Annotated in this window: 1 protein-coding gene; it reads right to left on the bottom strand. The window is 69.0% G+C overall.

Annotated features, from left to right (window positions below):
- Positions 1-242: aconitase family protein (locus BST14_RS32230; protein ID WP_245845875.1), on the bottom strand; the 242-nt coding region annotated here is incomplete at both ends.

Below are 242 nucleotides of genomic sequence, written 5' to 3'. Positions count from 1 at the left end.
GTGCCGATGCCGTGGGCCAGCGCGCCGAAGGCGCCGTGGGTGGAAGTGTGCGAGTCGCCGCAGACCACGGTCATCCCCGGGAGGGTCGCGCCCTGCTCCGGACCGACCACATGGACGATGCCCTGGCGCACGTCGTTCATCTTGAATTCGGTGATGCCGAAGTCGTCGCAGTTCTCGTCGAGGGTCTGCACCTGCAGGCGCGAGACCTCGTCGGCGATGGCGGCGATGCCGCCCTTGCGCTC

This window comes from Mycobacterium arosiense ATCC BAA-1401 = DSM 45069 (genome assembly GCF_002086125.1).
In the GTDB taxonomy this organism is placed as follows: domain Bacteria; phylum Actinomycetota; class Actinomycetes; order Mycobacteriales; family Mycobacteriaceae; genus Mycobacterium; species Mycobacterium arosiense.
Note: the sequence above shows the minus strand (reverse complement) of the source record. Positions and strands in the feature narration are given on the sequence as shown.